The following is a 6,470-nucleotide window of genomic DNA, read 5'->3' on the forward strand; positions in this document are numbered from 1 at the left end:
GGGATTATGGACAAGACAGTAGAAACCCAGGCACTTGACTGCCTGATGCAGATGCTGGAATTCTATCATAACATACTCTTTATGGCAGAACGCGAAGCCGTATCAGGAATTCAGGAGGCAAAGTTACGAGTCCTGCTTAAACTCTGCACCCGCGAAAAACTCTCAATGTCCACCCTGGGCAAGCTGCTTTACATCTCAAAACCACACATGACAACCCTGGTGGATGCACTCATCAGGGAAGGATTTGTGGAGCGGCATTATGATCCAGATGATAGAAGGGTGATCAACATCAGCATTACCCCGGAAGGGAATAAAAGACTTCATTCATTAAAAGAGCAGATCAGACTCCAGATCCAGAAACGTATCGAAAACCTTCAAGACAACGATCTGAAAGCCCTCCATCAATCTGGTGAACAATTCCTTGAGATAGTCTCGAAAATTCCCTAATGATCGTCTACAACTACTCCTTCGGCCTGAACATTTCCTCCTCACACCTCATTCAGGGCCGGGGAAAAAGCCGGGAACATACCACCCCATAATGGAATCTTCCCGGTTTTACACATTGGAGAGATCACATGAAATCATTTTTACAACCAATCATGACCCCATTCAAACGTTCAGAACCTGAACAATCACGAAAGATCAGTTCAGGTATCACGGCATCAGGCACCGTCCTGATGCTGGTTATTGCATCCTTGGTTTTAACCGCCTGCATCGCCTCACCGGCCCTTGCGGGAACCAAGTATATGTCGGGATCTCCGACTCTTACCGTCAGTATCGTGGGGAATAACGAGTTCACCCCTGGTACTACCGTACCACTCAAGCTCCAGGTACAAAATTCAGGATTAAACGAGATCAAGTTTGTCCAGACTGGCATCATAGATACCGAAGATAACCCAAGTACCGCAAAGATGGTGACCGTCTCACTTCTGTCAGGCAACAGCCCGGCCCTGATCAAATCTGATCCCCAGATGATTGGGGATATTAAAGGTTCACAGAGTATTCCGGCTACCTTCGAGGTTCTGATTCCGGATGATGCAAAAGCAGGAGAATACAACCTTCCAGTCGAACTGAACTATACCTACCTCCAGAATGCAGAACAGCAGGGAACCGACAGTGTCACCTACCGGTATGTTGACAAGAAAGTAACCTTTGATCTGCCGTTCATCATCCAGTCTGCCATTAATATCGATATTACTGATGTGAAGACCGAAAACATCAACGCTGGTGGTTCTGGTTTTATCACCCTTACTCTGAAGAACTCGGGTACTGATACCGGAGAGAACGCGGTAGCAAACCTTTCCAGAAGCGGAAACTCACCAATTGTCCCGGTTTCAAGCAGCGTCTATGTCGGAACCCTTGCACCGGAGGCAACTGTTGCTGCAAAGTACAAAGTCAGCGTATCCAAGGATGCAGAACCTCAGGACTATCCAATCGCCGTATCGGTAGTCTATGACAATGCAGACGGCGAGACCATGGTTACACCGACCCAGAAGGTAGGCATCCCTGTGGGGGCAGATGTTGATTTTACCATCACCAGCGATACACCAGAAATGCACCCGGGAAAGAAGGAGTTCGTTGAAGTAACCTATCGCAATGACGGGTCAGTCCCGGTGTACGGGGCAGAAGTGCGGGTCAGTGCGGTTGATCCGTTCACCAGTGCTGATGACCTCTCCTACCTCGGAGATCTCAAGCCAGGAGAGAGCAAGGTTGCCAGGTTCGGCCTCACTGTCGATGCAACCGCTGACACTAAACTCTACGGGCTTGATTCAGAGGTGAAATACCGGGATGCTCTTGACGACAGTCATGTATCAGACACCATCAAGGTTCCTATCAACGTAGTCTCAACAGAGGGTCTGGCAGCAATTGTATCCAGCCCTGTTTTTATCGGTCTCATCATTGTCCTCATCCTCGGTGGCGGATATTACCTCTATGAACACCGACGTAAACAGCAGAATCGGTGAAATTCGGAGGTAGACCATGCCTTCACTTTTTTCCCGCATCGCTGATCTGATCGTAGCCAAACCAGGTACCCTGTCAAAGACCATTCTGGTACTGATGGTCATCTCCCTTATTGTAATGACTATGGTCACCATGGAGACCGGAAACAGTACCTACATGAACAAGAACTCCCCTGAGGGAATTCTGAGTGATCATTATACCGAGACATTTCAGAAAGAGACAGTGATCCTGCTTGTTGAGTCTGGTGACTCGACAAGCCCGGTACTGCTCCAGTACCTCGATTCGATAGAGGAACCGATCAAAAGACTCGGACATGTTACTTCGATTACCAGTATCGCTGATATCATCAAGTCTTTAAACAACGGGGTGCTCCCTACATCGTCAGGAGAGATGAACGAGGTTTTGGCAAAGGTCCCTGAAAACATCCGCAAAGGGTATGTCCCTTCAGGGATGCTGAACATGGCCAGTATCAGTCTCGATTCCGGGTTATCCGATGCACAAAAGACCACAACACTGGCAAATTTACAGAGTTTCATAGACAGCACCAATCCCCCTCCGGGAATTTCGATCAAATTAACCGGATCTTCAGCGTTCCAGCAGCAGATGAAGACCGAAATGGGGAAGTCAATGGGGACCCTCATTTTGGCAGCACTGGTTCTGATGGTGCTCGTGATGGGACTCCTCTTTGGCTATGTCAATCACCGGTTCCTACCGGTGGTGATCGTAACCGCAGGGCTTATCTTTACCTTTGGATTCATCGGCCTTGCAGGAGTCAAGATTAGTATGGCCGTCATCTCTGCGTTTCCGGTGATGATTGGTCTTGGTATCGATTACGCCATTCAGTTTCATTCGCGTCTTGAAGAAGAGGCCAGGGATAATCCGCTGTCCGAGGCTATCAGGACCACGATAACCAAAACCGGCCCAGCAGTAATGTACGCCATGCTCGCGACCTGCATGGGTTTTTTTGCAATGTTCATCTCTCCAGTGCCGATGATGCAGGGGTTCGGGATGGTCAGTATCATCGGAGTAGTGACCTGTTACCTCACGTCACTTATCGGAATCCCGCTGATCGCAATCCTAATCAATTACCAGGCAAAAGGGCACGGTGTATCAAAACAGGCGGTCATCGTGGATTCGGTTCTCTCAAAAACAGCGGTATGGATCGGAAAACGACCGGTTCCGGTTCTGATGGTCATCCTGTTTGTTGCGTTCATCGGTATCCAGTTAGATCCCAGGATTCCGGTTAATACGAATGAAAATTCGTTCGTACCGCCTGATATGCCAGCGAAAACCACCCTTGATAAGGTGACACGGACGATAGGATCCACTGATTCAGCACCGATAGTGATTCACGGATCCAACGTCCTCTCATTCGATTCAGTCCAATGGATGAAGGAGTTTACGGATCTGGAGGTGAAAACCAGGTCGAAGATCACACGAGGCACCAGCATCGCTGATTATGTGATCACCTACAACAACGGGGTGGTACCGGAGACCCAGAGTGAACTCGATGCAGCCCTGGCAAAGATCCCAGAGAGCGTCCGAAACTCATATGTAAATGGAAATAATGAAGCAGTAATTCAGTTTTACACGGTTAAACTAACAACGACAACCAAGAGTGATCTCAAGGATGATATCGAAGGTGATCTCAAACTGTATCCTCCTCCACCAGGGATTAAAGCGGATGTAACCGGCAGTTTCGCGGTATTTACCAACCTCGTCACTGATATCGTTGAGAGTAAGGACCTCATCACTTATACCGGATTCCTGCTTGTTGTTCTGTTCCTGGCTGCTGTCTACCGGAACATTAATGCAATCACTCCGATTGTGCCGATTGCCGCCGTTGTCGGATGGAACGCCGTAGCAATGTATGTGCTGGGTATCGATTATAACGTCATGACTGCCTGCCTTGGGTCGATGACCATTGGTGTCGCAGCAGAGTATACCATCCTTGTTATGGAGCGTTATATCGAGGAGAAAGAGAAGACTCCAAATGTGATCGAAGCCTTGGGAAACAGTGTGAGCAAGATCGGATCTGCAATCATGGTTTCAGGATTTGCAACATTCTTCGGGTTCTCTGCACTGATTCTCTCGACCTTCCCAATCATCTCCAACTTCGGTCTTACCACCATTATCGCCGTGCTTTTCTCATTGATAGGGGCAATTGCAGGAATGCCTGCAATTCTTGCATTCGTTGATAAGATCATACACGGGGTTGAAGAACTGGAAGAAGAAGTGGAAGAGGTTCTGCACCTCACTCACTCACACAAGTAATTTTTTTGGCAATAGTGTTCATAATCTCCGTTTTTATTGTTCTTACTAACGGGAAGCATACCGAACAGCCCCCCATGATCATCAACATGGTTTTTCAGGCAGATGAGCACTTGTATCTAAATATTCAAGTCTGATTTTATGGAATATTCCTGAAAAGTTAAATGCCGCACGCATCTGATCGCACGAGAAAAAATAACCAAATCTGGTTGATACCAGCATATCCTCATAATGCCTGACAAGCAGAAATAATGATAATCTAAACTCATTATTCGAGTAATTTTAAAAAATGTTGCTGGTCTACACCCGGATCTGACGATCAGAATTCAATGGAGATTTTTCACTTATGTTCTTCCAGTTGTCTGAAGGATCAAAAATAGCCTAAATATTTTTAAATATCTTACTCATAATATGAAGGGATCCTGATTAATACTGATACCGTAGAGATCAGTAATAACACTATCGTGTGTACTCGTTGGAGGGGTTGCACGATAATCTGGTATGGGGGGAAATTATGGCAATAAAACCATCTACAAAAGTGGCAGTACAGAAGAAACCAGTAAAGGCGGCAGCACCAGTTAAGAAACCGGTAACAAAATCAGTATCCAAGGCGGTTGTGAAGCCAGAGACCACTGATATTGCGGATATGAGAAAGGTCATTGATCTTCAGGCGAAGCAACTCATGCAACTGAATAAGTCGGTCGCAACCCTGCAGACTGAGTTGAAGAGTGTAAAGAGTCAGTTAGCAGCAAAAGAGGCAACTCCAAAGGCTGCACCCGCCAAGGCTCCGGCAAAGCCTGCTGCTAAACCAGCAGCAAAAACTCCGGCAAAACCAACCGCAAAGGCACCGGTAAAAGCACCAGCAAAGCCTGCTGCTAAACCAGCAGCAAAAACTCCGGCGAAACCAACTGTCAAGGCACCAGTAAAAGCACCGGCAAAGCCGGTTGCTAAACCAGCAGCAAAGACTCCGGCGAAACGGGGACGAAAACTGGTACAACCGGCAGCAAACACCATGGTTCCGATTCCCGAGAGTATCGCAGACCGGCTGAATGATCTGAGCACCAAGAAAAAGATCACCCTGACCAGGTTTGCAGAAGAGACAGATCTGTCCCAGACCCTTATCTATGATATCGCGGCAAAGAAACTGAAGACCATCAGCTTTGAGCGAATCCAGAAGATCACAACGACACTCAAGAAGTACGAGACAAAATAACCGGTTTCACAGTCACCCGTTGACTGAGTATACCATAAACGGGTTCATTTTCTTTTTGTAACCGTTCCGGATTACATAATCAGATATAGATATTGTAGACCAGAAGTATCCTTACCACAACATCATGGATCTTATCTATGCAACCGGATACATTGCGGCATTCTGTTCCACGGTTGCCTTTCTTCCTCAGGTATGGCGGACCTATAAGACCCGTCATGCCCACGATATTAGTTACAGCATGCTCCTGCTGCTCATGACCGGTATGACACTCTGGTTCATATACGGCCTCGTTATCGGTGAAATTCCGGTAATTCTCGCTAATGGCATCACGCTTATTCTCCTATTCGCTATAACCACCATGAAGATACGCTTCCCTTGATTTGTTTTTTTACAACATAGGGATACATAAGGCAACCAGCAGTCCGTGGCGGATACTGGCATCGTAAAAGAGGAGTATCTCATAACAGAATTGAAACGTGGGATCACACTGCTTCCCGGGAAGATCCGATTTCTGCGATCCGCTTCCAGTTTGTCATATCCTTCATCGTCTGAATCACCCCGATAGACTTACCTGCTGCGTTCAGGATCGGAGATGCTTTTGCCCAGATAAGGGCCCCTTTCCCGCTATGCAGAGAGGGAACAAACGACTCCGTAAACATACCGGAACCAAATCGTGAGACATCAGGATAATCACGAATCAATTCCCTGACTGGAATATCTATCAGATCGGCAAGCAGGGGAATTGAGGGTTCGAACACCTTACAGGCATCCCGATATCCGGCAGTTCCTACGACATCATCCCGGTGCACGCCGGTCAGGGCAGCCATCGCGTTGTTCCAGGCAACCACTCTCCGATGATTGTCCAGAATGAACGTGGGATCACCTACGTGCTCAATTGCCTCCTCGAGATGGTGATACATCATCGAGAGTGACTCCTCAATCATCCGCTGTTCGGTGATATCGAGTGCTGAAAAGATGGTGCAGAGCTGGTTCCCCCCTGCATCAGTAGTATGGGAGAGATGAA

The 6,470-nt window shown here is 47.5% G+C and carries 6 protein-coding genes; 5 read left to right on the forward strand and 1 reads right to left on the reverse strand.

The features are described 5' to 3' along the window. The 5 genes from LUQ50_RS03700 to LUQ50_RS03720 all read left to right on the forward strand — a co-directional run. On the forward strand, nt 1–447 hold a 447-nt coding region (locus tag LUQ50_RS03700; RefSeq protein WP_300036358.1), incomplete at its 5' end, for a MarR family transcriptional regulator. Nucleotides 448–575: 128 nt separating this feature from the next. Continuing rightward, nucleotides 576–1,964 carry an S-layer protein gene (locus tag LUQ50_RS03705; protein WP_300036361.1) on the forward strand — a complete coding sequence of 463 codons (1,389 nt, stop codon included), beginning with the start codon at nt 576–578 and terminating at the stop codon, nt 1,962–1,964. Between the two features lie 16 nt (nt 1,965–1,980). After that, on the forward strand, nt 1,981–4,236 hold the full coding sequence (locus tag LUQ50_RS03710) for an RND family transporter (protein WP_300036365.1): 2,256 nt from the start codon (nt 1,981–1,983) through the stop codon (nt 4,234–4,236). A gap of 511 nt (nt 4,237–4,747) precedes the next feature. Continuing rightward, nucleotides 4,748–5,446, forward strand: a complete 699-nt coding sequence (locus tag LUQ50_RS03715; protein WP_300036368.1) for a hypothetical protein — start codon at nt 4,748–4,750, stop codon at nt 5,444–5,446. Nucleotides 5,447–5,570: 124 nt separating this feature from the next. Beyond that, complete coding sequence (locus LUQ50_RS03720; protein ID WP_300036371.1) at nt 5,571–5,825, forward strand: SemiSWEET transporter; 255 nt, start codon at nt 5,571–5,573, stop codon at nt 5,823–5,825. A gap of 103 nt (nt 5,826–5,928) precedes the next feature. On the opposite strand, the gene LUQ50_RS03725 is transcribed toward LUQ50_RS03720, so the two are convergent. Beyond that, on the reverse strand, nt 5,929–6,470 hold a 542-nt coding region (locus LUQ50_RS03725), incomplete at its 5' end, for a PAS domain-containing protein (RefSeq protein WP_300036374.1).

Origin of the sequence: Methanospirillum sp., assembly GCF_028679455.1 — an archaeon.
GTDB lineage: Archaea > Halobacteriota > Methanomicrobia > Methanomicrobiales > Methanospirillaceae > Methanospirillum.

Bases quoted from the DNA above. Each gene is read 5' to 3' on its own strand.
- LUQ50_RS03720 (WP_300036371.1), top strand. From the start codon at position 5,571: ATGGATCTTATCTATGCAACCGGATACATTGCGGCATTCTGTTCCACG.
- LUQ50_RS03710 (WP_300036365.1), top strand. From the start codon at position 1,981: ATGCCTTCACTTTTTTCCCGCATCGCTGATCTGATCGTAGCCAAACCA.
- LUQ50_RS03715 (WP_300036368.1), top strand. From the start codon at position 4,748: ATGGCAATAAAACCATCTACAAAAGTGGCAGTACAGAAGAAACCAGTA.
- LUQ50_RS03705 (WP_300036361.1), top strand. From the start codon at position 576: ATGAAATCATTTTTACAACCAATCATGACCCCATTCAAACGTTCAGAA.